26 protein-coding genes are annotated in these 23,439 nt (G+C 44.3%); 15 read left to right on the plus strand and 11 right to left on the minus strand.

What is annotated here, in order from left to right; genetic code table 11:
- Positions 1-242 precede the first annotated feature (242 nt).
- Complete coding sequence (locus tag R7E00_RS17575) at positions 243-2,060, plus strand: hybrid-cluster NAD(P)-dependent oxidoreductase (RefSeq protein ID WP_258481726.1); 1,818 nt, start codon at positions 243-245, stop codon at positions 2,058-2,060.
- 100 nt (positions 2,061-2,160) lie between these two features.
- Here R7E00_RS17575 and nadE read toward each other — a convergent pair whose 3' ends face one another.
- The gene (gene nadE / locus R7E00_RS17580; RefSeq protein ID WP_262605982.1) at positions 2,161-2,991 is read right to left on the minus strand and encodes an ammonia-dependent NAD(+) synthetase; all 831 of its coding nucleotides are present in this window, start codon (positions 2,989-2,991) and stop codon (positions 2,161-2,163) included.
- 178 nt (positions 2,992-3,169) lie between these two features.
- On the opposite strand from nadE, the gene R7E00_RS17585 reads away from it, so the two are divergent.
- Both R7E00_RS17585 and R7E00_RS17590 read left to right on the plus strand, forming a co-directional pair.
- Complete coding sequence (locus tag R7E00_RS17585; RefSeq protein ID WP_065275432.1) at positions 3,170-3,703, plus strand: nicotinate-nicotinamide nucleotide adenylyltransferase; 534 nt, start codon at positions 3,170-3,172, stop codon at positions 3,701-3,703.
- Positions 3,704-3,717: 14 nt separating this feature from the next.
- Entirely contained in the window at positions 3,718-4,200 is a 483-nt protein-coding gene (locus R7E00_RS17590; protein ID WP_017635276.1) for a hypothetical protein, read from the plus strand.
- Between the two features lie 117 nt (positions 4,201-4,317).
- Here R7E00_RS17590 and R7E00_RS17595 read toward each other — a convergent pair whose 3' ends face one another.
- A complete protein-coding gene (locus R7E00_RS17595) occupies positions 4,318-4,926 on the minus strand; it encodes a hypothetical protein (protein WP_005375302.1) in 609 nt (202 codons plus the stop codon).
- A gap of 191 nt (positions 4,927-5,117) precedes the next feature.
- Between R7E00_RS17595 and R7E00_RS17600 the strand changes: the two genes are divergently transcribed.
- Positions 5,118-6,227 carry a 1-acyl-sn-glycerol-3-phosphate acyltransferase gene (locus R7E00_RS17600; RefSeq protein WP_005375304.1) on the plus strand — a complete coding sequence of 370 codons (1,110 nt, stop codon included), beginning with the start codon at positions 5,118-5,120 and terminating at the stop codon, positions 6,225-6,227.
- Between the two features lie 73 nt (positions 6,228-6,300).
- Here the strand turns inward: R7E00_RS17600 and R7E00_RS17605 are convergent, their stop codons facing one another.
- Positions 6,301-6,900: a hypothetical protein gene (locus R7E00_RS17605; protein ID WP_005375305.1), complete on the minus strand. Its 600-nt coding sequence runs from the start codon at positions 6,898-6,900 to the stop codon at positions 6,301-6,303.
- Between the two features lie 319 nt (positions 6,901-7,219).
- Between R7E00_RS17605 and R7E00_RS17610 the strand changes: the two genes are divergently transcribed.
- A complete protein-coding gene (locus R7E00_RS17610; protein ID WP_025768510.1) occupies positions 7,220-7,492 on the plus strand; it encodes a YnjH family protein in 273 nt (90 codons plus the stop codon).
- A gap of 88 nt (positions 7,493-7,580) precedes the next feature.
- On the opposite strand, the gene R7E00_RS17615 is transcribed toward R7E00_RS17610, so the two are convergent.
- Entirely contained in the window at positions 7,581-7,880 is a 300-nt protein-coding gene (locus R7E00_RS17615; protein WP_005375307.1) for a YfcZ/YiiS family protein, read from the minus strand.
- A 607-nt stretch (positions 7,881-8,487) separates the two neighbouring features.
- Here R7E00_RS17615 and R7E00_RS17620 point away from each other — a divergent pair.
- The gene (locus R7E00_RS17620) at positions 8,488-8,949 is read left to right on the plus strand and encodes a TetR/AcrR family transcriptional regulator (protein ID WP_005385033.1); all 462 of its coding nucleotides are present in this window, start codon (positions 8,488-8,490) and stop codon (positions 8,947-8,949) included.
- A 112-nt stretch (positions 8,950-9,061) separates the two neighbouring features.
- On the opposite strand, the gene R7E00_RS17625 is transcribed toward R7E00_RS17620, so the two are convergent.
- The 6 genes from R7E00_RS17625 to R7E00_RS17650 are packed head-to-tail and all read right to left on the minus strand — an operon-like array spanning position 9,062 to position 13,643.
- The gene (locus tag R7E00_RS17625) at positions 9,062-9,844 is read right to left on the minus strand and encodes a heme ABC transporter ATP-binding protein (protein WP_005385036.1); all 783 of its coding nucleotides are present in this window, start codon (positions 9,842-9,844) and stop codon (positions 9,062-9,064) included.
- The gene (locus tag R7E00_RS17630; RefSeq protein WP_005375318.1) at positions 9,844-10,881 is read right to left on the minus strand and encodes a FecCD family ABC transporter permease; all 1,038 of its coding nucleotides are present in this window, start codon (positions 10,879-10,881) and stop codon (positions 9,844-9,846) included. The genes R7E00_RS17625 and R7E00_RS17630 overlap by 1 nt, the downstream gene beginning before the upstream one ends.
- A gap of 9 nt (positions 10,882-10,890) precedes the next feature.
- The gene (locus tag R7E00_RS17635; RefSeq protein ID WP_005375320.1) at positions 10,891-11,760 is read right to left on the minus strand and encodes a heme/hemin ABC transporter substrate-binding protein; all 870 of its coding nucleotides are present in this window, start codon (positions 11,758-11,760) and stop codon (positions 10,891-10,893) included.
- A gap of 28 nt (positions 11,761-11,788) precedes the next feature.
- The gene (locus tag R7E00_RS17640; protein WP_005375322.1) at positions 11,789-12,202 is read right to left on the minus strand and encodes an ExbD/TolR family protein; all 414 of its coding nucleotides are present in this window, start codon (positions 12,200-12,202) and stop codon (positions 11,789-11,791) included.
- Positions 12,199-12,897, minus strand: a complete 699-nt coding sequence (locus tag R7E00_RS17645) for a MotA/TolQ/ExbB proton channel family protein (protein WP_017821236.1) — start codon at positions 12,895-12,897, stop codon at positions 12,199-12,201. Before R7E00_RS17645 ends, R7E00_RS17640 begins: the two co-directional genes overlap by 4 nt.
- On the minus strand, positions 12,897-13,643 hold the full coding sequence (locus tag R7E00_RS17650; RefSeq protein ID WP_262605983.1) for an energy transducer TonB: 747 nt from the start codon (positions 13,641-13,643) through the stop codon (positions 12,897-12,899). Before R7E00_RS17650 ends, R7E00_RS17645 begins: the two co-directional genes overlap by 1 nt.
- A gap of 160 nt (positions 13,644-13,803) precedes the next feature.
- Between R7E00_RS17650 and hutW the strand changes: the two genes are divergently transcribed.
- The 4 genes from hutW to R7E00_RS17670 all read left to right on the plus strand — a co-directional run bounded on the left by hutW (position 13,804) and on the right by R7E00_RS17670 (position 16,931).
- Positions 13,804-15,174: a heme anaerobic degradation radical SAM methyltransferase ChuW/HutW gene (gene hutW / locus R7E00_RS17655; protein WP_262605984.1), complete on the plus strand. Its 1,371-nt coding sequence runs from the start codon at positions 13,804-13,806 to the stop codon at positions 15,172-15,174.
- Between the two features lie 32 nt (positions 15,175-15,206).
- The gene (gene hutX, locus R7E00_RS17660; protein WP_005375329.1) at positions 15,207-15,710 is read left to right on the plus strand and encodes a heme utilization cystosolic carrier protein HutX; all 504 of its coding nucleotides are present in this window, start codon (positions 15,207-15,209) and stop codon (positions 15,708-15,710) included.
- Between the two features lie 56 nt (positions 15,711-15,766).
- Positions 15,767-16,297: a heme utilization protein HutZ gene (gene hutZ, locus R7E00_RS17665; RefSeq protein ID WP_005375331.1), complete on the plus strand. Its 531-nt coding sequence runs from the start codon at positions 15,767-15,769 to the stop codon at positions 16,295-16,297.
- Positions 16,298-16,394: 97 nt separating this feature from the next.
- Positions 16,395-16,931, plus strand: a complete 537-nt coding sequence (locus tag R7E00_RS17670) for an ATP:cob(I)alamin adenosyltransferase (RefSeq protein WP_225455760.1) — start codon at positions 16,395-16,397, stop codon at positions 16,929-16,931.
- A gap of 80 nt (positions 16,932-17,011) precedes the next feature.
- On the opposite strand, the gene R7E00_RS17675 is transcribed toward R7E00_RS17670, so the two are convergent.
- Complete coding sequence (locus tag R7E00_RS17675) at positions 17,012-17,926, minus strand: chemotaxis protein (RefSeq protein WP_033906782.1); 915 nt, start codon at positions 17,924-17,926, stop codon at positions 17,012-17,014.
- A 215-nt stretch (positions 17,927-18,141) separates the two neighbouring features.
- Here R7E00_RS17675 and ppiC point away from each other — a divergent pair, with 215 nt between their 5' ends.
- The 5 genes from ppiC (at position 18,142) to R7E00_RS17700 (ending at position 23,438) form a co-directional block, all read left to right on the plus strand.
- Positions 18,142-18,483 (plus strand): peptidylprolyl isomerase PpiC, encoded by a 342-nt coding sequence (ppiC, locus tag R7E00_RS17680; protein WP_080276970.1) that lies wholly within the window; start codon positions 18,142-18,144, stop codon positions 18,481-18,483.
- 343 nt (positions 18,484-18,826) lie between these two features.
- Positions 18,827-20,131: an MATE family efflux transporter gene (locus R7E00_RS17685; RefSeq protein ID WP_225455759.1), complete on the plus strand. Its 1,305-nt coding sequence runs from the start codon at positions 18,827-18,829 to the stop codon at positions 20,129-20,131.
- 172 nt (positions 20,132-20,303) lie between these two features.
- Positions 20,304-21,065, plus strand: a complete 762-nt coding sequence (locus R7E00_RS17690; protein WP_225455758.1) for an ATP-binding cassette domain-containing protein — start codon at positions 20,304-20,306, stop codon at positions 21,063-21,065.
- A 20-nt stretch (positions 21,066-21,085) separates the two neighbouring features.
- Positions 21,086-21,934, plus strand: a complete 849-nt coding sequence (locus tag R7E00_RS17695) for an ABC transporter ATP-binding protein (protein WP_054577077.1) — start codon at positions 21,086-21,088, stop codon at positions 21,932-21,934.
- Positions 21,924-23,438, plus strand: a complete 1,515-nt coding sequence (locus R7E00_RS17700; protein WP_054578660.1) for an ABC transporter substrate-binding protein — start codon at positions 21,924-21,926, stop codon at positions 23,436-23,438. The genes R7E00_RS17695 and R7E00_RS17700 overlap by 11 nt, the downstream gene beginning before the upstream one ends.
- Position 23,439: the final 1 nt, after the last annotated feature.

Genomic DNA, 23,439 nt, shown 5'->3' on the forward strand with positions numbered 1-23,439 from the left:
GAGTAGTGATAACTTGGGTGAATTATGTGTGTCGTATCACACTTTATCAAACGGTATTTGGTCAGAACGGTGTTAAAAAACGCGAATATTGAGTGTAGTAAATACTTGTCACTAAAACCAAATTTATAAGAATATGGTTTCGAGAAAGTTGAAATGGATGAAGAGGCAGCAGACTCTGCAACTTAATGTGATTTGAGTATACAATACCGCAACAAATAAAAAACACCCGTAGGAAGAAGGCTATGTCGCAACCCGTTTTATCCCAAATTAATGTTTTTCCGGTTAAGTCAGTTGGCGGATTATCGCTGTCGTCCGTATGGGTTGAGAAGCAAGGATTGAGCTTCGATCGTCGCTTTATGATTGCGAAAGCTGATGGCTCGATGATCACTGCGCGAAAGTATCCGCAAATGGTAACCATTAAGTCTGCCTTATTGTCCGATGGAGTGGTGTTTAGTAGTTTGGGTATGGAGCCACTTAAAATCCGTTACCAAGATTTCAAAATGCAGGAGACACCTGCAACGGTTTGGAAAGATACGTTTACTGCCTATACCACGACAGATGATGCAGATGACTGGTTTAGTCGTGTGTTGGGGCAGCGCGTTGAGTTGTTGTTTAGTGGTGAGCAATCGAATCGTGTCCGTGAAAAGCTAGGTCAAAACGTCAGTTTTGCTGATGGTTATCCGGTTTTAGTGATCAGCCAAGCTTCACTTGATGAGCTGAACCGAAGAAGTTCAGAGCTACACTCAATGGATCAGTTTCGTACTAACTTAGTTGTCTCTGATACTAAGCCATTTGAAGAAGATTCATGGAAGCGCATACGAATCGGTGAGGTAGAGTTTGAGTCTCTCAAACCTTGCGAGCGCTGTATCCTGACTACGGTGAATACCCAAAGAGGCACATTCCGTGAGAGCAAAGAGCCGCTCAAAACCTTGCAACAGTTCCGTGCAAACGATGTCGGTGGTGTGTTCTTTGGCCAGAATCTTGTCGCGCGAAATGAAGGCATTATTCGTCAAGGCGATAAAGTTGAAGTATTGGAGTACAAAGAGCCGGAGTTTTACGCAGATAACTCGCCAGTGCGCATGACGTTAACATGTGTTGAGCGTGAAGAAATTGCCCAAGACTTTGTGACCTTATGGTTAGAGCCAAACAAAGGTTCGTTGCCTAATTACTTGCCAGGACAACACCTGCCAATAGAGGTGAATATTGATGGTAAGAAAGTGGGTCGACGCTATACCTTATCATCCAGTCCTTCTCGCCCGGGTCGTTATGCTATTTCTGTAAAGCGTATCGCGGGTGGAAGAGTCTCTAACTCACTCTTAGACAACTTACAAGTCGGTGATGTTTTAGAGGCAGAACAACCTGACGGTCAGTTCCACCTTAAAACGCATGAAGCGCAGCCTCTGCTGTTACTCTCTGCGGGTAGCGGAGTAACACCAATGTTATCAATGGTGCGTTACTTAGCGGATCACAATCAGTTGGATAATGTGGTTTTCTACCATCAATGTCGCACCGAGAATGATATTCCTTGTCGCTCAGAGTTGGAGCAGTTAAAGCGTGAGCACCCAGGGCTAGAAGTAAAAGTCTGTTTAACGCAACCTGCTGTTGATTGGTTTGGTTTGAAAGGGCGTTTAAGTTTGTCACACATTAAGCAAATCAAAGATGTTGAACAGCGGCAGGTGTTTGTGTGTGGCCCGGATGGCTTTATGGATAAAGCAAAAAGTCTTCTACTAAGAAAAGGGCTGCCAGAGGAAAACTACCATCAAGAAGCGTTTGGAGTTTCTTCTCTTACGTCAAAGCGAGAGAAAAGTCTCTCTATTGACTTTAATGGAACTAAATTCGTAGGCAACAACCAAAAAACGTTGTTAGATCAGCTCGAAGATGCTGGGACGGTCATCAGCAATAGCTGTCGTGCAGGCTTATGTGGTGCCTGTAAAGTTCAGCTTACGTCGGGTCAAGTACATCATCCGGACGTGCCCGCGTTGACTGATGAGGAACGTGCAATGGGAACCGTATTGGCGTGTTGTGCTGTGCCAGAGACGGACGTAACAGTAACCAACTAGGCGAGAGCACCTTTTTCCTTCGACAAAAACTGTTCCTAGACAAAAAAACGCTGCTATTTTTAGCAGCGTTTTGAGTTTTAAAGAGAGCTGAAAATATCGCTTAGTCGTAAATCGTCGGGATTGGCTGGCGTTTGTGCTGCGTTGCTTTGTAAATCGCTACCAGACGGTCACTCACTTGCTGTGGAACAGGTTTGCCCTCTAAGAAGTCGTCGATTTGCTCGTAAGTTAGGCTTAGGGCATCTTCGTCTGCTTTCTGTGGAGCAAGCTCTTCTAAGTCTGCCGTTGGCACTTTCTTCACTAGTTGCTCAGGTGCACCCAATGTAGCAGCCACTTCACGAACTTGGCGCTTACTTAATCCGAACAATGGTGCCATGTCACAAGCGCCATCACCAAATTTAGTGTAGAAACCAGTGATGTTTTCTGCTGAGTGATCAGTACCAAGAACAAGGCCGCCTACGTAGCCCGCGATCTCGTATTGAGCAACCATGCGAGCACGCGCTTTTACATTGCCTTTTACGAAGTCGACTTTTGCTGCATCAGTTGGTAGAAGATCTGTGCCTTCTAATGCAACGTGAGAAGCTGAATGAAGCCCGTCAACACCTGCTTTGATGTTCACCGATACAGAATGGGTTGGCTGGATAAAAGACAGAGCGAGCTGAGCCTCATCTTCATCGTTTTGCTCCCCGTAAGGCAGGCGAACTGCGATAAATTGGTAGCTATTGTTGCCCGCTTCTTCGTTTAGTTGGTCTACAGCCAACTGAGCTAAACGACCACATGTCGTTGAGTCAACGCCACCGCTGATGCCAAGAACAAGAGACTTACAGCCCGCTTCTTGCAATTTACGCTTAATAAAAGCGACACGGCGTTCAATTTCAAAATGCGGATCAATTGAAGGGAGTACGCGCATTTCGTCACGGATGGATTGTTCCATTTAGGGTTCCTTTTCCTGCAAATATTTCAGACTCTAAAGCGCATTTGCTCAAATGGTGATAAACCATACAGTTGAGGCTCATTAAACGCGACTTTAGGGTCAAAAGCTGTAAAGATTAGTAGTATCATACCGAAATCATCAGATTAGAAAACTCTCTTCAACCAGGTAATCACCGGATATGAAAAAAATCGCCATTTTTGGTAGTGCATTTAACCCACCTAGTTTAGGGCATAAAAGTGTTATTGAGTCTTTGAGCCACTTTGATCTTGTGCTACTTGAGCCAAGCATTGCACACGCTTGGGGCAAGAACATGCTTGATTACCCAACTCGGTGCAAAATGGTTGATGTGTTCATCAAGGATATGGGGCTTTCTAATGTTCAGCGTTCTGATGCAGAGCAAGCTTTATACCAACCTGGACAAAGTGTGACGACCTATGCGTTGTTAGAAAAAATTCAAGAAATCTACCCAACTGCCGATATAACTTTTGTCATTGGTCCTGATAATTTCTTCAAATTTGCTAAATTTAGTAGAGCTGAAGAGATTACGGAACGTTGGACTGTTATGGCATGTCCTGAAAAAGTAAAAGTCAGAAGCACGGATATTCGCAAAGCATTGGCCGAGGGTGAAGAGATCGGCGCCTATACAACACCTTCCGTACGTGATTTATTACTTAGTAAAGGCTTATACAGAGAAACATTGTCTGGGAACTGAGAGGTCAGATTTTCATGGTCAGAGTCGTTTTATTTAGTGCATGTGCGCTGCTTGTGGTGACACAAGCTCATTCCGCGTGTAACTATTTTTCTGATCGTTCCGTGGTGTTTGAAGATAACACGCTTCCAATCTGTGAAGAAATTTTAGATTCCATCGGCGTGTTAAGTACTGAAGCATTGATTTGGTATGCAGCGGAAGCGAAGCTTGAAGGACCAACAGAAAACTATTGGGAGGAGTGGGCGATTAAGCCGGAAGACACCCCACTTCTAACTCAAAACTTAGAAAAGAATTACTTTGGTCTTGGTTTTTGGATGCCGGAAGAGCTTCGAGACGAAGAGAGTAAAATGGATACAGAAGAGTGGCTTCGTAGTCACGGGTTGATGTTCAGCGTTGGTTTTGGTGATAAATCCGACGGACAGCCAAGAATGCGGTTTGATTATCGTTGGCACGAATATTATGACGCTGACTGGATGATGCAGATAGAGGTACCTTTCTAGACACCTCAAGCAAATGAAAAAAGGGCGTACATTATCAATGTACGCCCTTTTTGCTTTTACTTGAATCTCTACTTTCTGTGTCCGTAATGCTGAAGACGTAGCTTGTTGAAGAGCAAGTTATAGCGCTTCTCCAAAGACTAAAAAGCAAAGCTGTTCATATTCTTCGGTGTTACCAGCAAAAAGAGAGTCAACAATTTGCTCTTCCTTCTTCCCCGACAGTTTCATTTTTCTTGCTTCACGTAGTGTTAGTACCAAGCAAAGCTCTTTAGAAATATTCATGTCACAGCCAGGAGTCCATTGATTGATGGTTCTCGTTAACGTTGAGTGCGCTAGTTTAGGAGACAGCGTCAATACTTCATGTCTTACTACTGTCAGTAGATCGGTTTGTAGATCCGAGCGTTCGGCTGTTGTTGCTAGCTTCTCGACGAGCGCTTTTAGTAGTGGTGAAGGCTTCACAAAGCCCGCCTGTTGTGAGAAGTCGTCATTTAAACGCACAGAAAAATCACAACGATATACACGAGAATTAGGTAAAAAGGTGAGGGAGCTCAAACATCCTTGAGGAATCCAAAAATATTGGCCTGGTTCAATGGCATACTCCTGCTTACCCAATTTAATGACGGCTAACCCTTCGATGACAGATAGTAGACTGTGCTTCAGTGCTTTTTTACGCGCAGCTACATCAAGAAAGGGGTATTTAGCGTCGTGAAATTCAATTGCGTAGTTCATTATGAGTACCAGTGTTTTTTGGCGCTAAGGGTAACGTTAAACCCATACGATTCCAACCTGCTGAGAGAATTTTTTAGCATGATAAATGGTGGCTTAACTGGTATGACCATGTTAAAAGTATGGGTTGAAATGCTGCTTGTCAGCAAAACTATGCGTAAAATGTGCCAGCTTTTTTTGATATGTAATGAACAATGACAGCCAATATCGATCCTTATATTGAAATTCGTCCTTACAACGACGAAGAAATTCCAGCAGCGCTGGATCGTCTAATCCAAGATGATGAATTTATCACTGCTATCCTAGAACATCGCTTTGCTAATAAAGCAGCATGGTTCAAAACGCTAATGAGCCCGATCCTGCGCATCTACCTGAAAGCCAAGTGGAGCAAGCTTGATTCTGTCGAAGCTATTCAGATTGAAGTGAAGAAGTATCTGAAAGATACATTGAATAAGACAACGGATGGCGTCACTTTTTCTGGTTTGGATAAGCTGGATAAAAACACGTCATACCTATTCGTTTCTAACCACCGTGATATTGCGATGGACCCTGCGCTCGTAAATTATGGCTTGTACCAAAGTGGGCACCGTACAGTTCGTATAGCGATTGGCGATAACCTGCTGAAGAAGCCATGTGCGACAGAATTGATGCGACTCAATAAGAGCTTCATCGTTAAGCGCTCTGCTAAAGCGCCTAGAGAAATGATGAAAGCATTGGGACAACTGTCAAGCTATATCAAACATTCGCTTGATACTGGCAATTCAATTTGGATTGCCCAAAAGGAAGGCCGTGCTAAAGATGGAAACGACTTTACTGATCCTGCGATTTTAAAAATGTTCCATGTTGAAGGTCGTAAACAAAAGATCAGCTTTGGTGAGTACACGCGTTCTCTGAAAATCGTTCCTGTCTCGATTGCCTATGAAAATGATCCATGTGACATTGCCAAAGCAAAAGAGCTGTACGAAAAAGCAGAAAATGGCCGCTATGAAAAAGGCGAATTTGAAGATATCGAAAGCATCATTCAAGGTATCGTTGGCTATAAAGGCCGTGTACATGTTGCGTTTGGTGATGTGATTGAGCAAGAGTTTGAAACGCCGGAATCTCTTGCTGGTGAAATCGACCGCCAAATTCACAACAACTACAAGTTGTACCCAATCAACTTGTTAGCTGCTGGGCATGAAGATTCGAGCATCATTACGGAAGCGGTTAAGCGTCATCTCGCGGATAAGTTGGATCAGCTACCTGAAGGCGCAAGACCTTATTTGGTGGCGAGCTATGCCAATCCTGTGAATAACCAAGAGTAATCTTCGTCACTGAACTCGTTGATTCAGAATGCCTTAAAGCCTCGGTCTGCCGGGGCTTTTGTTTATCTGCTCTTTAAGGTGCGACGGCGCCACCAAGGGTTAAATTGCTGGGCCATTTTGTGATCCTGTTACCACCTAAATAGATATTCCCTTTCACCGTCATTGTGTCTGGAAATACTTTCAGCGCAGATCCTCCAATATAAAGATTACCATCAACCACCAATCCTTCAGGAAGATCAGAAATGGGAGTGCGAATAACACTTAGATCACCTTTTACTCGAAGTTTAGCTGGAAGCGCTTTTAGCGGTGTATCTGTCAGGTTTAGGTAACCGCCTAGTTTGATGCCTTTAGGCCAGTTTTCGATCTTACTACCTAGTAGGTTTGCATAGCCTTTTATCTTTGTTCCTGAGCGAATAACTTTGAGTGCGCTGTTAGTTGCTTCCAGACTGCCTTCAACATCAAGCCCTTTGGGCAAGGTTTTGATAGGGGTTTGTGAGATGTTTAAGTTGCCCTTTACCACTAGGCCAGAGGGGAGTTGGGTGTAAGGCTTGTTTCTAAGATCAAGATTGCCGTAATTATCGATGTGACCAAACTTAGAATAGTAATCTAGCTCATATGCCAAAGGAGACGAGCAGAGCAGGATTGAAGTAAGGCATAGGGAAACAAAACGCATAGTCAAAGATTTAGTTAAATACCGAGATCAACAGGTGCTTATCTTATACTTAAATAAACCTATTATGCATTTTTTGCTCACAGTTTTTGATTCATAACTTAAATATTCAAATTAGAGATGCACGCTAAAAGTGTGCGCTTCTTTACTGCGCTAAGTAACTTCAAGCTTACTAAAATGAGATAAATTAAATGATTGAATGTGAAGCAGATTCAAGCGTAGAGGTGAGAAAAATATCAGTAGATATTTGAATAATATGAGATTCTTCCAAGAACTTCACAAGGGTCCTTGTTAGTATTATTGAGGTTTGAGGGAGATTTTCATGAAGTTAAAAAGTGTATCTATTTTTACCGCTGGTGTTTTTGCAGTACTGCTGTCGGGTTCCGTTTTTGCTAAATCATACAGTACACCAGAAAACAAAGCGCTAATAGTTGCTGACGGTAAGGTAGGTCAGCGTATCTGTTACTACGATGATAAAGCCTACACCACAGGGGCCGTGATTAATGTTGAAGGCGTATTACTGATGTGTACCGCTGAGAACGATTTTGAAACCAATGGCTCGTTAAAGTGGGTCGTGTTCAAAAAAGAGAAATAAACGCGCCGAAGTTGTCTGTTTCATTTAGAGCGGTTTAAGATTAAGAGATTGGAAAAATAAAAAGCGAGCATCATGCTCGCTTTTTTCATTAACGCGCGAGTGAGCGAGTTTTTAATTCAAAGATAAGTTTTTCAGCACTTACTTCAAATTTGAATCGAGCCGTCGCTTGGTTCGATTCTTCGGTTATTTCTGAAACATTGTATTCAACATCAGCACATACTGATTTAGCGAGCTCGATGTATTTTTGTAGTTCAGACTCTAGCTCTGTTTTTGTCTGTGCGAAAACCGTTACGTCGGCAACTTCGTCACCTTCTTTGATGATAAAGCCTATCTCGCCAGCACAGCCGCAGGCCTCACATACTTGGTTTTTTTCTAATTCGACACTCATAACGAATCCTCTTGTAAATACTAAGGGTATTCTATCAGGTATTTGATCTGTATCTACAAAAATGACGACTTTTGCGTAAAAAAGGAACAGAATAGGCACTTGTTAAGTAAGGGTTAAAGATTGGATTACTAAATCATCAAGAACGTTAATGTGATATATATCAACATTTAAAATCAATTAACGAACATAGTGACGAGATTTTGCTCAGTCCAGTTGAACTAATGGTTAATTTATAAGACTATTTCTTGATTGATTATTTTTAATAATTATCATTCTTGGTCTTTGAATAGTTTCGATGAATAATTGGCGCAAGGTTTTGATGAGACTAACTTTTCGCCTTATTTTGAGTAGCATGTATTGACAAAAACATAACTGAAAATTACACATTACGCAGTGTAAAGACGTTATGGTTTGGAACTCGACATGATATTAAATAGTCGCAATACATATACCCAAAGCGCTTTAAAGTGCAGCGCTTAGCAACCTGATTTCTAGGTTTTCGCTAATCGAACCGCATCGGCGAGCCGGGTATAATGCTAAGAATGATTTCATTCTGGCCTCATTTAATAGTGAGTTAGATGGATTTACAAAGAGAAGAGCTTAAAATATGCCAAAGCGTAGTAAAGAAGATACCGAAATCACTATCCAAAAGATCATGGATGCCGTTATTGATCAGCTACTCAGATTAGGTTACGACAAAATGTCGTACACGACGCTAAGCCAGCAGACAGGTATATCGCGTACCGGTATTAGCCATCACTTCCCTAAGAAAACGGACTTCACCGCCGCACTGGATGGCCGTATCTTTAAAATGTTTATTGAACACTTAGAGTTTGATAAAGGATTAAATGCATTTTCACAAAGTTGGATTAAAGCGCTGGAAGATGCTGAGTTCCTCGCGATTTTACGACTGCTATTCCATCACATTGTCACCGCTGAAAATGCGCAAGAATTTGCTGCTAATGGTATTGACCGCTTATACAAAATGGTTGAAAGCCAGTTTGGTGCGGGTGGTGACAAAGAGCTTGAGTGGTTGATTGGTCGTTCATTGATCCAAATGAGCAAGTAATAGCGTTTAAAGCAACAAATTCTGCCAATATAAAAGCAAAGGCCCGCAACTCTCATATTGCGGGCCTTTGTCGTATCAAAGTGTTTTCGAGACGGCTTAGAGGAGATACGCTTTATGCTGCGGCATGCACTTGAGGGAAGTCTAGCGTCGGATGTTTTGTCACAATAGAGCGATAGCCATAAACTTGTTCAATGCGCTCTGACGTTAGTGCATTCCATGGCGTGTCATCACAAACTAGTTTCCCGTTATGCAAGAGTACAAGGCGGTCCGCGTACTGAGAGGCTAGATTCAAGTCATGTAACACCACAACCACCGCAGCGTTCTGTGCTTTTGCCGTTTCACGAGCAATTTTTAACGTGTTGTGTTGATGGGCGAGATCCAACGCTGAGGTAGGTTCATCAAGCATTAAGATTCGTTTTTCGCCAGATTGATGTAGTTGTGTCATCACTCGTGCTAGATGCAGTCGTTGCTTTTCTCCACCAGATAAAGACGGGTACAGGCTTTCTGCTAAATGCAATACGTCGGTTTGTTCCATGTAATGTAAAGCCAGTTTAGTGGTTTCTTTATTGGACAGTGATAGCGGTATTGCCCCCAGCTCTACTACTTCTCTGGCTAGAAATGGGAAGGTTAAGGTGCTGTGCTGCGGGAGCATTGCAATATGTTTGGCGCTTTTTTCAGGCTCCCAATCATGCTTTTGTTTACCGAAGTAGGTGATGTGATGATTCGAAGAGATCTCACCGCATAGAAGCTTGAGTAAAGTACTTTTACCTGCGCCATTGGGGCCGAGTAGGGCGGTCACTTCACCAGCTCGGATATCAATGTTGATGTCATCGAGCACCACACGGTTGCCATATGTCATCGAAATGTTTTTCCCCGATAAAACGATCTGGTTCATTACAAAATCTTCCCTTTTTGCTGGAACAATAAGTAGATGAAAAAGGGGGCGCCAATCAATGCGGTCACGATTCCAACTGGTAATTCAGCTGGTGCCACGGCAACACGAGCAAACATATCTGCGGCAGTAAGAAGCAGAGCTCCCATTAAGGCAGATATTGGTAATAGCGTTCGATGGTCAGGCCCAGCGAGCATGCGCCCTAAGTGTGGAATCACGAGCCCAATAAAGCCAATTGCACCACTGATGCTCACCGTAATACCAACACCCAGTGCAGAAAGTAAAATAAGCTGACGTTTGAGTTTTTGAACCGGAACTCCTAAGTGTCTTGCTTCTGATTCCCCTAACAACAGAGCATTCAGCGCCATCGACTTCTTCTGAAACCAGAGTAATAGGATGACGAGTGTTACAGCAGATAGAGCAATCCCTGACCAATTTGCACCAGCTAATGAGCCCATCGACCAAAGCGTCAAATCTCGCAGCATCTGATCATCTGCGATAAAGTTCATGTAGCCAATCGCAGCACCCGAGAGCGCGCTGATGGCAACGCCGGCTAACAACATAATTGTAACTGAGGTACCAAACTTACTTGTGCCGAGTTTATAAACGAGAATAGTCGTTAGTGCACCGCCAAGGAAAGCAAAAAGAGGCAGAGCCGCTAAGTTCATTAGTTGCGGATAGTTTTGGCTAAATTCAGCAAATACAACAATAGCGAATGCACCACCAAGAGCAGCGCCAGCAGACACACCAATGATACCAGGCTCGGCTAATGGGTTACGGAACAAGCCCTGCATAACCACACCACAAATTGCCAAAATGGCGCCGATGAACATACACAAAATGGTGCGAGGCAATCGGATTTCGTTAATGACCAACTGAATGTGAGGAGCGAGATCAGAACTGCCTCCCGTTAGGCTACGCAAACTGTCAGCAAAGCTAATGTTCATTGGGCCAACGGTAATAGAGGCGATAGCAATAAATGCTAAAAATCCACTAAGCACTGATAACGTCGTTGAAAGGGGGATGCGTCTTAACAACATGTCATGTCTCTATGGGTAAAGCAGTGCATTCAAGCGTTTAGCTTCTGCAAGGCTTTTAAGGCCCAAACCACCTACCAGAGCATGGCCATCAATCGTTATGATGTCTTTGTTCTTTCCAGCGGGTGTTGCAGCAAGAAGCGGCATTGCTTTTAAAATTGCATCGGCACCACCCAACGTTTCATAGCTGCGACCGCTAACAAGAATCACGTCAGGCTGCATCTCTACCATCGCTTCTGTGGATAGAGGCTTGTAAGACGAGAGTTGTGTAGCGGCTGGGTTTTGTCCGCCGGCGAGTTGAATAATTGCATCGGGTGTCGTTTGTGAGCCCGCAACATTTGCAGGTCGCCCTTCATGGATCAGCAGAAAGAGCACTTTCTTTTTCTTCGCTTGATCAGGTTGGTTTGCATTGAGTGCTTGTACTTGCGCCTGGACATCTTGCTTTAAGCTTTCAGCTTGAGCCTTGCGATCCATAAGGTTCGCAATTTGATCAATACGTTGATAAAGGCCCTCGACATTTGCATCAGTATTAACAATTTCTACATCTACGCCAGCCGATTTCAATTGGCTCAATGTTGTTTTCGGCCCCATCTCATCAGAACCAATGACTTTTGTCGGACGTAAGGCGAGCAACCCCTCCGCTGAAAGACGACGATGGTAGCCCACTTTAGGCAGTTCCATGCCTTTTGGTAATTGACTGGTGACGTCGATAGCAACCAAGCTATCTTTAGCGTCGAGTTCAAGCAAGAGTTCAGTGACGGCGCTGCCTGCGCTAACAACGCGCTCTGAGGATGGCGTTTCATTGGCAAAAAGTTGACTACTCGCGAGTAGGGAAATAGCTGCCGTGACAACAGCATGAATAGTGATGCGTGTGTTCTTCATTTTGAAAGGATCTCTATCTTACTTATTTTTATGATGGCTCTTCAGTGAGTAACTGAGTTGCTTGAATTCCGTTTTCTTGTAAAAAGCCGAGAAGTTGTACTAGCGACTGAATATTCGCGGTTTTTTCTGCTCCAATTACAATCGGTTTATCGCTTGACTTACTCTCTTCTAACAGCGCGAGGGTAAAGTTGTCCCAATCGATATATGTCTTGCCGTTAATAGCCCAGTAAGGCTCGTCTTTAAGAATATTTACCGTGATGGATTGCTTATCGACATCTGCAACAGCCTGAGATTCTGTGCTCGGTAAATTGACGTCTAATGAATCGAGTTTGACCGCTGCGGTTAACATCAGGAAAACCATGACGATAAAAATAATGTCTAACAGCGGTGTTAAATCGGGGGTTAAACCGTTACGACTATTTTCTTGTGGTGTTTTAATCATTGACTTGCGGCCTCAATCTTCCCAGAAGAGCGCAGTGTTACTTTTGAGTGGTCTGGCGAGACATGCTGTAACGATATACCTTCAAGCCATAAGTTGACGTAGTTTAAAGTGTGCTCAAGCTTGGCGATTACACGATCCGCCCACAAACCAATGATCTGCGCTCCTGAAATAGCAGGAAGTGCGATAATGAGACCCGCGGCAGTGGTGCGCATAGCAAGACCTAGGCCGTCAGCCAAATCATTCGGAGTGATATTCCCCGTTGAAACCGCGATGCCTTTGAACATGTCAATTAGGCCAAGTACCGTACCAAGCAAGCCAATTAAAGGACTGATGACACCAATCAGCGTCAGCAAACGAAGGCCGGAATGCAGCTGATGGCGTTTTTCTTGCAGCCAAATACCTGCGGCATCTTCTCTTAAAGATTTCGAGAAAGAATGATGAGCAAGCAACATCGCAACACCACGGTACAGAAGCGGCCTCTTATTCGACAACTCTTCAGCAAGTGCTTCAAGCTCGCTCCCATTTGTTGGGTCTAATCCTGTGAGCTTTTGGCGAATGGCTCGTTTTCCTACACCAAGGCTAATTAACACATGGAATAATCGCTCGGCGATGATCATCACGGTTAGAGCTGAGCAAATGATCAAAGGCCATGTCATCAGCCCAAATTGAGTTTGTAATTCTTGTAGTTGTTCCATTATCCATCCAACTTAAAACGAACAGGTACTTGTACTCGGTGAGCGACTTTTAGCCCATCTGAAATATGTGGTGTAAATTGCCACTGTTTGATCGCACGAAGTGCTGAGGCATCTAGCGACTCTGTGCCGGAAGACTCAATCAAAACCTGTTTAATCTGGTTACCATTCTCATCTAGCCATATCTCATACAAGGCTACACCTTCAATACCGCGTCTTTGTGCAGACCTTGGGTAACGGGGTTGTGTTGGTTGACTCACAAACGTTGGTTTGTCTACCAAGACAGGCTGAGACGTTGCCCCTTTGGATTGGCTCGCAGGTGCGGATTGTTGAGCTACCGTCTCTTTCTTCACTGGTTCCGTTTTTTTCTTTGGTTTCGCTTCGGGCTGAACCTTTTGCTTTGTTACGGTTTTGGTGGGCTCGACCGCTTTAGGTTTAGATTGTTTAACCGGTTCAGGTTTTTTCTCTACTACCTTCTTCTTAACAGCGTCTTTCTTGACGACCTGTTTTTTTACAATCTTCTTTTCTGGTTCAGGTTGGTCTTGAGGCTGCTGCTCTTTTAGTGGTGCTACATTTTCTGGTGTAGATTTTTCGACAGCTGGAGGAGCAGACACAAGATTTAGACTTACCGAACTTGCTGGGTTTCCAGCCGGCATCGCGAACACCTTTGTCTCTTGAGAAACAAAAAGAAGTGCGGCATGGATGGCAAGGGAAGCACCTCCTGCAATGACATATCTTTGTACGTTCACGGAATATCTCGGGAAACTATGAAAACTTGGGCAGATTATTACTTACAATGGAAATAAGATCAATTATCAATTGCATTATCATTACGCTCAAATTATGATTCTTGCAGAATTTTTAAGATCAGCTTCCATCCCTTACATGATGGGAGTTAAGCGAGTATATATGAGCGTCGATATCAATAAGCTTGATGAATCAGTGTTGGGCAGTGATAGTCCTGATCCATTGCGATTTGCTTTTGTTAAGAAGCATTCTGCACATGCCGGGGGAGCGAGCGTACCTGTGCCCTCGTCTCAACAACAGGCGATTTTTTCGAGTATTACGGCTAACTCAATTAAAGCGACCAACAAGCGCTGTCTTTATATTCATGTTCCGTTTTGTCGCGTTCGTTGCACTTTTTGTAACTTCTTTCAAAATGCTGCAAGTCGCACACTGGTTGATGAGTACTTTGAAGCATTAATGCAGGAGCTTAGAGAGAAAGCGGCATTACCTTGGACACAAAATGGTATTTTTCACGCCGTATATATCGGGGGCGGAACGCCAACGGATTTATCTCCAGTACAGGTTCGTGTGTTAGGCCAGGCTATCCGAGACCACTTTCCTTTGGCTGTAGACTGCGAAATCACCTTAGAAGGTCGCATCAATCGTTTTTCTGATGAGTTGTATCAAGGCGCTTTAGAGGGTGGTTTTAATCGTTTCTCTTTTGGTGTGCAAAGTTTTAATACACAAGTGCGCCGCAGCGCAAAACGTTTAGATGATAGGGAAGATGTCCTCAAACGAGTGAGCGAGATCGCCAAAGAAGACAAAATTCCGGTCATTATCGATTTACTCTATGGCTTACCTTATCAAACCAAAGAAGTGTTAGAGCAAGATTTAAATGATTTCCTCTCGACTGGCGCACACGGACTGGATTTGTATCAGTTAGTGGTTGGTGGGTCAGCTCCCATGCTCAACCTCGTAGAAAAGGGAAAAATCCCGCCACCTGCGACCACACCAGAAAAAGCGGGAATGTACGAGCTCGGTGTGAACTTTATGGCCAAACACCATATGAAGCAACTTAGCGTGAACCATTGGGCAATCGATAACCGCGAGCGTAGTTTATACAATAGTTTAGCCAAGACTTATGCAGAGGTATTGCCAATTGGCTGTGGTGCTGGAGGTAATATCGGTGGCTACGGGATGATGCAACACCGCACACTAGAGACCTATATTAAAGCGGTCAAAGAAGGTCAAAGCACCATCGCGATGATGATGAAGCAAAGCCCTCTAGAACCACTTTTTTCTGCACTCAAATCTGCGTTTGACCGTGGCATTGTTCAAGCAAATCAACTTCCATCATTTATGGGAGAGGACGCGTTCGGGTTTTTATTGCCTCTATTTAAAGTGTGGCAAGCGAAAGGCTTAGTACAACTACATGAACGTAGCGCAGTCCTTACTCTTGCAGGCAGCTTCTGGGCAGTGTCATTGGCTCAAAGTTGTATTCAGGTACTCACGTCAGAGATGAACGAAACGGTACCGAAAGCATCCAATAATTAATGAAAACAAATTGAACAAAAACGGAAGACACAATGGAATCAATCAAGCAACAAGTTGAAGTATTACTAGAGCAAGAACCACAATTATTGCCAGCTGCGATGGCAGAGCGTCTTGGCATTTCCGAGTTTGAGGTTGTTGCGGCTCTACCTCAGGAAATGGTGGCTATTGCACCAGGAGAGCAAGCGCAAAGCATCTTAGAAAGTTTGGTTGGTTTTGGCCCGGTGACGACCATCGTCCACTCTTTTGGTTCTATCTTTGAAGTTAAAGCGCCGTTTCCAAAAGGAAAAGTGGCGCGTGGCTATTACAATTTAATGGGTAGAGAAGGTGAACTGCACGGCCACCTTAAATTAGATAACGTTAAAAATGTCGCATTAGTCAGTAAACCATTTATGGGTAGAGAGAGTCACTATTTTGGTTTTTTCTCAGAGTGCGGAAGCAATATTTTCAAGATTTATTTAGGCCGTAACGAAAAGCGCGAGTTGATTGAAGAGCAAGTCACCGCATTTCGCGCCCTACAAGCCGAATTAAAAAAGTAATCACAAACATAATCGAGGCTTAACTCGAATACTAATTAGTAAAGTCAGGTATCAATATGGATCAACAAGTTAAACAAGAGCGTTTGCAAGGTCGTTTAGGGCCAGAGATCAAAGAGTTCCGTCAGGAGCGTCGTACACTTCAGCTTGCAACTGTCGATGCAGAAGGTCGCCCGAATGTAAGCTACGCGCCTTATGTCCAAAACCAGGAAGGTTATTTCGTTCTCATTTCTAAAATCGCTCGTCATGCCCGTAACCTTTTAGAAAATCCAAATGTTTCATTGATGATGATCGAAGATGAAGAGTCTTCAAAGCAGCTGTTTGCTCGTAAGCGCTTAACTTTTGATGCGGTAGCAAATGTAGTTGAGCGAGACACAGAGATGTGGCAACAAGTTGTTGGACAAATGAAAGAGCGTTTTGGTGAGATTATTGATGGTCTAAGCCAGCTAGAGGATTTCGTTTTGTTCAACTTAAAGCCAGAATCGGGGCTATTTGTTAAAGGTTTTGGTCAGGCGTATCAAGTGTCTGGTGATGATTTAGTCGATTTTGTTCACCTTCAAGAAGGTCACAAGAAAGTCGAAAGTGCCTGATTGTAAACCGATCATATGAATGTCGATTATTTGGCATAATGAACGTTTAAAGGGAGTTAGGTTATACTGACTCCCTTTTTTATATTGGAACAAAAGCATGAAACCTGTAAGTAAGGAATTGAGCGAGATTTGCTATCCGTTTATTTACGAGGACAGTCCGGTTTGTGACTTTGAAATTACAGCAGATGAACTTTGTAGTCGTATTGGCCTTGTTCTCGCTATGGAGTTGGACGAGTTTAGCCGCGATATACTGACAAGAATGCAGCCTAATGTTTATCATCTAAATGGTTCGGTTCGCGGAAAATTAGCGATTACAGAGGCGGAAGTTGAAGAGTTAAAGGCCGATTATGCTTTGCTCAAGCAACGTATTGATGGCGGCTTCAAAGGCTTTGTTCTACCCGGAGGGCACCCGGCAGCCAGTCAATTGCATTTGTGCCGTTGCCAAGCTAAAAAAACGGTACGAGCATTAGTTGCCGTTGAACATACAGGTAAGAAGCAGCCCGCACCTATTTTGTTTCGTTACGCGAACTTATTAGCGAATGTACTTTACAGCCTAGCTTCTTATATTAATCATGCTCAGCAAGTCAAAGAGACGGAATTCGTTTCTCGTAGTTACGCGATGCCAAAGAAGTGAGCTGAGAAATTAGCGGATGTGAGCATCAGGGATAGGACAAGCACTGCATTATATTCTCAAATCAAGTCGTCCAATAAGAGTTAAGAAGTCATAGCTTTGGCTTCTAGCTCTTTTGCTCCGCGAAGCATCGCTTCGATTAGTTCTCCTGCATTGAATTTCTCAAGTGCCTCATGCGCGCCAACTTGGTGAGCTCTGTCTACACAGATTTCGCTCGATAACGATGTATGTAAAATGCGGTATGAATGGTTCAGAGAGGAATTATTCTGAACTTCAAATGCTAATTCATAACCGTCTAATCCGGGCATTTCAATATCGCTGACCAGAATATCAATTGGGCGATGAGCCGCAGCGTCACTTTTCATCAGTTCCAATGCATCTAAACCATTTTTACAGATTTGATACCCAATATTGATGCTATCGAGTGCGTCACACAGCTGTTTACGAGCGATGGAAGAGTCATCCACCAATAGAATACTGAGTGCTTTTAGGCGTTCTCGCTCAATATCTGTCAGCATTGGGATCTTTGAATTCTCGTACTGCGGATAAATTTTGGAAAGTAGCAGTTCCACATCCAGCATTTGAACAGTTTTATCCTCGTAGCGAGTAATTCCAGTCACGAAAATATTTTTTCCAGCGCTCGGAGGTGGCGTTTCAATAGCTTTCCAATCGCACTCAATGATCTTCTCTATACTACGAACCATAAAAGCTACCACGGTTCGCAAGCAATCTGTCACGATCAAGTAGCAGCTTTTATATTCTTCTTCACTTATAGGACGAAAGCCAACAGCCGCTGACATATCGATCACTGGTACTGTTAAGTTACGTATCGTAACGGTTCCAATGACGTGATGATGCGAGTAAGGGATCTTTGTTGTTGGCATGTACGGGACGATTTCACGGACTTTTAGCGTACCGATAGCGAAACTCTGTTGCAGGGTGAGCTTAAACATCAACATGCCCTGAGATTGATTCGCTTTGCTAATGACTTTTGCCATGAAAATAACCTTATAAACACCACCGAATTGTGTCTAATCTAATCTTATCAGACGAAGGCTTCAACCATCGGAGAGACAAATGTGAGCTTTTTAGACAATCTTTTAGAGACATAGTGATTAACTGAGCAAAACTTGTTTGTATTTTAAACTCATTATGTAGACGATTTTATATTCCTCGTGTATTAGGGCCTTTACCGCTGAGCTATTATTAAGAAATGTTTGGTCTGTTAAAAAGGATTGGGTACACTTGCGCGACCAGAATAGTGAGAGATAGATCAATGGCAAATACAGCAGCCGCATTACATATTCTTGTGAAGCACAAAGAGCAAGCGGAAGACATAATCAAGCAACTGAAAAAAGGCGCAAAGTTTCAGACATTAGCGAAGAAGTATTCAACTTGCCCGTCAGGCAAACGCGGTGGTGACCTTGGTGAATTCCGCCGTGGTCAAATGGTACCTCAGTTCGACAAAGTGTGCTTTTCTGGCGAAGTGTTAACGCCGCATTTAGTTAAAACCAAGTTCGGTTGGCATGTTGTGAAGGTGCTTTACAGAACATAAGGCTTGGTATCGACCTAAACATTGTCAGATGAAACCCACAAGCATTAAATATCATCTGTACGGTCTCTTTTCACCAATCACTACCGTTATGACATGGCAGATACATTCTGATCTGCCATGCTCAACCAAACGCTAATCTTTCCAAACTAGAAACTCATTTATATGCAATTAACTTGGCTTTTCTCATAAGTCGTTATCCTATTTCAAGCTTTGGTATGAGAATACGTTTGCTGGTTGTATCAATTATCAATGCTATTCCTTGCTGGCGAACTTTGGTTCATGTTCGGACGCCATTCGCATATGATAGCGACCTTATAAAAATTAACCCTGTTCATAATTTAAGATGTCCCTGACTCATAAAGACTATTTTAAAATCGCATTTCCTTTCATCGTTTCTACTGTTACCCAACCATTATTGGGGGCGGTGGACACCGCGGTGATCGGTAAACTCGGTGTGGCTGAGATGATTGGTGGTGTAGCGATCGGCACCGTCATCATGAATACCTTGTATTGGCTGTTTGGCTTCTTCCGCGTCAGTACTACCGGGCAAAGTGCAATCGCATTAGGTAAAAATAGCCCAGAGGATCAAGCGAGTAGCTTATTGCGTCCTTTCGTGCTTTCGCTCTGCCTTGGCTTGATTTTCATTGCGTTGCAGTCCGTGATTTGGATGGGGGCAGAGCTGATTATCTCCCCTGATGCAGTCGTGGCCGAAAACGCTAAGACTTACTTCGATATCATGATCTTTGGTGCGCCGTTTGTACTGCTGAACTATACCGTGATTGGTTGGTTGATGGGGCAGGCGAAAGCCAAAGAAACCTTGTTCACGCAAGTGTTTGGTAATGTTCTGAACATCGTGCTGGATATCGTATTTGTGTTGTACTTTGATATGGGCATTGCTGGTGTTGCGGTGGCGACACTTATCGCGCAAATCTCGACGTTTGTTATTGGTGCGGTGCTGGTGCTGAAAACTTGTCGCTTCCCGCTGTTTGATTACATTCAGACCGCAAAAATGACGCGTAAAGATCTCAAAGTTATCGCATCTTCCAATATGGATCTGCTGCTTCGTACTGTGTGTCTATTGGTGTTCTTCAACATGATGGCGCGTGTAGGCTCTCAACTAGGTTCTGATGTGCTCGCGGCGAACGCAATCATGATGCAAGTGACCTTTATCGTCAGCTACATGTTTGATGGTGTGGCGAATGCGTCGAGTGTCTTCGCTGGTAAAGCGGTAGGGCAGAAGAATCCGACATTGCTTGATAACGTGATTAAGCTAAACACGCAATGGACCGCGGCGTTCATTGTTGTATTGACCTTGCTGTTGGTGCTGTTCAAACACCAAGTGGTGACGTTGTTTACCACTTTGCCAAACCTTGTTGCGTTGTACCTAGACATGAGCCCTTGGTTATTGGCATTCCCGTTGGTTGCTGGTTTTGGTCTTACGTTTTACGGCATCTTTACTGGCACAGGGACGACGCGACCAGTACGTAACTCTACCTTTCTAACCATGGTGTTGTTCTTAGTGACTCAATTTATTGCGGTGCAATATTGGGGCAATCACGGTTTGTGGCTGGCATTCACCTTGTTCTACGTTGGGCGCTTTGTCTTCTTGTTCCCATACCTCGAACAAGTCAAACAAAAGTGTCAGTAATTCACACTGTCACAAACGACCTAATTTAGATGTTCTTATAACAAGGGTGGGCTCATCTGCCCTTGCTGATAAATCTGAAAAAGGTGATGAAATAACCTTTCCGACTGGTTTCCTTGCTTTAACCCGCATGATATTATTTGTGATGTTATATTATTACATTTAGTTTTATGCCGTGATTTCTCAACCAATACTCTCCGTTAATAATCTCAGCCTTACAGACTCAGAGCGCACACTCTTCAAAGACATTTCTTTTGAGCTGTTTCAAGGTGAAGTTCTTGCCATTATGGGACCTTCCGGCATTGGTAAATCCATGTTGTCGAAAGCCGTCGCAGGTTTTTTGCCGTCTGATATTTGGGTAGACGGAAGTATCCAGCTTAACAGCAGTGAGGTCGCACAAACTGCCATGCTGCAACGGAGTCAATCTCAGCGTCCTGCGGTCATTTTCCAAGATGCACTTAAAGCACTGAATCCATTGGCCTCTGTCGAACAACAACTGTGTTTGGCATTGACGGGCAACAAAACGCGCTTGTCTTCAGCAAACCGAGAAACGGTGACGACCTTGTTGTCTCAACTCGGATTTGCGGATCCAAAAGCAGCATTAGCGCAGCATCCAAGTCAGCTATCTGGTGGTCAACGTCAGCGTATTTGTATTGCCATTGCATTGCTTGGTAGTGCCAACTTGATCATCGCTGATGAGCCCACCAGTGCGCTCGATCCAATCACCGAAGCGGAGATCCTTGAGTTGTTCCGCTGCAGTGTTCAGCAACGCAGCATCAGTGGTTTGTTGATCACGCACGATCTGTCTGCGGCTTTGGCGTGTGACAAAGTCTTGGTGATTGCGGACAACACCATGGTGGCTTATGGCGCACCGTGGCAAGCCATTCAGCAAAGTTCGCATCCTTTCTGCAAACAACTTGCGCAACTGCTGCCTTAACCTCATCTCTGGAGCCTATTTTGACTAAGCACAACTTGAGCGGGCACACACAGCCTAAATCGGCGGAAGTTCGCTTTGAGCAAGCCAGTGTTCACTATTACTCCAAACCAAGTTGGTTAGGGGGCAAACCGTTCAAAGCGCTCGAACAATTGGATCTTGCCATCGACACAAAGAACATTGCGATTGTTGGTCCTTCTGGTGCGGGTAAATCGACTTTGATTGAGCTTCTGTTTGGTCTTCGTAAACCCACATCTGGTGAAGTGTATGTGTGTGGTTATCCGTTATCGCGTAGCTCGGCTAAGCAGCGACAAGAGTTGTGTCAGCACATTCAGCTGATCCCACAAGAGCCGCAATCGAGCTTGAATCCGTACTACACCGTTCGCCAGATCTTACTGGAGCCGCTAAGCAATATTGGTTTAACGCAAGAGCTTAACGAGAAGGTGGAAAAGGTTTTGGCGGATGTCGGTTTAGATCTCACATTGTTAGATCGTAACCCGCAGCAATTATCAGTTGGGCAAGCCCAACGTGTGGCTATCGCTAGAGCTTTGATTGTCGAGCCTTGTGTGTTGGTTGCCGATGAGCCAACCAGCAGCCTAGACCCCGTCAGTCGTAAACAGGTTCTTGACCTGTTGGCAGGCATTCAAAAGAGTCGTCAGATGCGCCTGATTTTGGTGACGCATGACCTCGATGCGGCACAAACCCTATGCGATGAAATCCTAGTGTTAGACAAAGGACGTGTTGTCGAGCACGGCACAGCACAGAACGTGACAAATAACCCATCACACTTGATCACGAGAGCCTTGATGAGCGCTCAACACAAAAGTAATGAATTCACAAAAACCATTGGAGAGGTTTCTTATGCACCTTAGTACTCCCAAGTTAGCTTTGTCGCTGGCTTTAAGCGCACTGCTGACGGGTTGTTTTGACTCTGGCGAAAGCAAGCCAGAAGCGGAAAAAGCAGCTGCACCGCAAGCAGCGGAAATTCGCGTTGCGATGATGCAACCACCACGCACAGGTTTGTCACCACTTTCAGATGACGCGTTCAAACTGTCACGTTGGAGCACAGCAGAAACGCTAGTGAACTTAAACGATCAGTCGGTAGCAGAGCCTATGCTGGCAACAGAGTGGGAACAAGTTGATCCGATGACGTGGCAATTTACGGTACGTAAGGGCGTGGAATTCCACGATGGTTCTGACCTTGATGCCAACGCGGTTGTGAACTCTCTACAAAAAGCATTAGATGCCGCACCAAAGCCACGCATTTTGGATGGTATCGAATGGCAAGTTCGCGCATTGGACGACTTCACTGTTGAAATCAAAACGACCTTTAACGATCCATTGTTGCCAAGCCGTCTATCTAGCCCACAGTTAGCGATCCTTTCTGGTGCTGCATATCAAGAAAACGGTCGTGTTGTGCCAATCAATGCGGGTACGGGTCCATTCGTTCTGACAGAAATTAACGGTACAACCAGCGCGAAACTGAAGCGTTTTGACGGTTACTGGGGCGAAAAAGCAAAAGTAGACAGTATCTTTGCTGAATACGTACCAAACGGTTTTGCTCGTGCTGCGGCACTACGTACCGGTGAGGCGGATGTAGTTGAAGCGGTTCCTGTTTCGCAAATCGCGATGATGGAATCTTCACAGCTGCACGAAGTTGCAATGCCACGTACCAACACGCTTTACCTAAACAACAAATCAGATGTGTTTAGCCAGTTCGGTTTGCGTAAAGCAGCGGCTCAAGCGGTTAACCGTGAGCAAATCATCAAAACGGTTTACGAGAACCACGCCGATTCAGCGAAAGGTCTGTTAGGTCCAGCATTGGCATGGGCTCAACCAATTCGTGATGCGAACCCTCGTATGGAAACCATGGAAATGCGCCACGCGAACGGTGAGAAGATCACCATCGGTACATTTACCGACCGTGCTGAGTTGCCAGAAGTAGCGGTGCTGCTAAAGCAACAACTTGAAGCGGCTGGCTTTGTGGTTGAGCTAGACGTTCGTGAATACGCACAAATCGAAAACGATGCACTAGCAGGTAAGTTCGATGCGTTCTTGTTGTCACGTGCAACGGTGCTGGATTCTGGTGACCCAGTGGCGTACATGCAAAGTGACTTTAGCTGTAAAGGTTCTTACAACCTAGGTCAGTTCTGCTCTGAAGAAGTGGACGCAGCATTGAAACACGCTGACCGTCAACCATTGGGTGAGAAACGCCAACAAGCGATCATCGAAGCAGAAAGCAAAATCCTTGAGCAATACGCTGTGATTCCACTGCTTCACGAGCGTGTAATCCAAGGTGAGAGTGACCGCGTGAAGAACGCACAACGTGACCCACGTGAGCGTCGCCTGATCGACCAGTTTACTGAGGTGAACTAAC

The sequence above is a fragment of the Vibrio sp. Vb1755 genome (assembly GCF_033338635.1).
GTDB classification, from domain to species: Bacteria; Pseudomonadota; Gammaproteobacteria; order Enterobacterales; family Vibrionaceae; genus Vibrio; species Vibrio alginolyticus.